The 2,027-nt window shown below is 72.5% G+C and carries 2 protein-coding genes; both read right to left on the minus strand.

The window, feature by feature from the left end; translation table 11 throughout:
- A partial coding sequence (locus tag FNH04_RS45390) for a Zn-dependent alcohol dehydrogenase (protein ID WP_152792058.1) occupies window positions 1–996 on the minus strand: 996 nt, incomplete at its 3' end.
- 41 nt (window positions 997–1,037) lie between these two features.
- The coding region (locus FNH04_RS45395; RefSeq protein ID WP_152792059.1) for an acyl-CoA dehydrogenase family protein at window positions 1,038–2,027 on the minus strand (990 nt) is incomplete at its 5' end.

The following is a 2,027-nucleotide window of genomic DNA, read 5'->3' on the forward strand; positions in this document are numbered from 1 at the left end:
CTTCTCGAACCCCTCCACCGGATACGTCGCCGTCACCAGTTCGTCCAGCAGCAGCCGCCCCTCCCGGTAGAGATCCGCGTACAGCGCGATGTCCCGCTGCGGACGCGACGAGCCGTACCGGCAGCCCAGGATGGACTTGTCCAGGTACAGGGACGAGACCAGGAATGACGCCTCGGCCGTCGCCGGCGGCACCCCGAGCAGCACCGCCTGCCCGTGCCGGTCCAGCAGGTCGACCGCCTGACGGATCAGCTCGACACGGCCCACGCACTCGAAGGCGTGGTCCGCGCCCGTCGGCAGCACGTCCCGCACACCGTCCGTGGACGTCAGGAAGTCCGTCGCGCCGAACCTCCGCGCCACCGCCTCCTTCTCCGGATTCGCGTCCACCGCCACGATCCGCAGCGCGCCCGCGATCCGCGCGCCCTGGATGACGTTGAGGCCGATCCCACCCGTACCGATCACCAGCACCGTGTCCCCGCGGTCCACGCGCGCGCGGTTGAGCACGGCACCCACCCCGGTCAGCACCCCGCAGCCGATCAGCGCGGCCGACGTCAGGGGAATGTCCGAGGGGATATGGACCGCCTGGACGGCCTTCACCACCGTGCGCTCGGCGAACGCGGAGTTGGACGCGAACTGGTACACCGGCCGCCCGTCCCGCGAGAACGGCCGGCCCGGTCGCCCGATCGCCTGCCGGCACATCGTCGGCCGGCCCCGGTCGCACTCCGCGCACGTCCCGCAGTTCGCCAGCGTCGACAGCGCCACATGGTCGCCGGGCCCGACATGCGTGACACCGGCCCCCACCGCCTCCACCACACCCGCGCCCTCGTGCCCGAGCACCACGGGTACGGGGAAGGGAATCGTCCCGTCGACCACCGACAGATCGCTGTGGCACAGGCCCGCCGCCGCGATCGCGACCAGCACCTCGCCGGGCCCCGGATCCCGTACGACGAGATCGTCCACGACCTCGGTCCGCTTCCCGTCGAACACGACACCCCGCATCACAACCCCCTCAGCCCTTCAGTCCCTCAGCCCCTCGGCCTTCAGCCTCTCGGCTCCTTCGGCAGCCCGAGCACCCGCTCGGCGATGATCGTGCGCTGGACCTCGTCCGAGCCGCCGTAGATGGTGTCGGCCCGGGAGAACAGGAACAGATGCTGGAGCACGTCGAGTTCGTACGGCGCCGAGGGCGACCAGTCCGCCGGGCCCACGGCCGCGTCCGCGCCCCGCACCAGCATCGCCAGTTCGCCGAGCCGCTTGTGCCAGCCGCCCCACAGCAGCTTCGCCACGCTCGGCGCGCCCGCGTCCCGGGCGTCCCCCAGCGTGCTCAGGGCGTTCCACCGCATGGCCCGCAGCTCCGCCCACTGCCGCACGAGCCGGTCCCGTACGACGGGGTCGTCGGCGGCGCCCGACTCCACGGCGGCCCGTACGACCCTTCCCAGCTCCTCGGCGAACCCGATCTGCTGGGCCAGCGTGGACACGCCCCGCTCGAAGCCCAGCAGACTCATGGCGACGCGCCAGCCGTTGCCCTCCCCGCCCACCACGTGCTCGGCCACGGCCCCCTCGAAGAAGACCTCGTTGAACTCGCTCGTCCCCGTCATCTGCCGGATCGGCCGCACCTCGACACGGCCCGGCTGGTCCATGGGGACAAGGAGGAACGACAGTCCGTGGTGGCGGCGCGAGTCCGGGTCGGTCCGGGCCAGTACGAAGCACCAGTCGGCCTCATGTGCCAGCGAGGTCCAGATCTTCTGGCCCGTGACCCGGTACGACGGCCCTTCGCGCACCGCCGCCGTACGCACCCCGGCCAGGTCGGACCCCGCCCCCGGCTCGCTGTACCCCTGGCACCACAGTTCCTCGCCGCGGGCCACGGGCGGCAGGAACCGCCGCTTCTGCTCCTCGCCGCCGTGCGCGATCAGCGTGGGCGCGAGCAGCTTCTCACCGATGTGCCCCGAGCGCGGGGGCGCCTTCGCGCGGACGTACTCCTCGGCCCACACGACCTGCTGGACCAGGGACGCGGTCCGGTTCCCGTACCCGCC

It is taken from the genome of Streptomyces phyllanthi, assembly GCF_009377205.1.
GTDB lineage: Bacteria > Actinomycetota > Actinomycetes > Streptomycetales > Streptomycetaceae > Streptomyces > Streptomyces phyllanthi.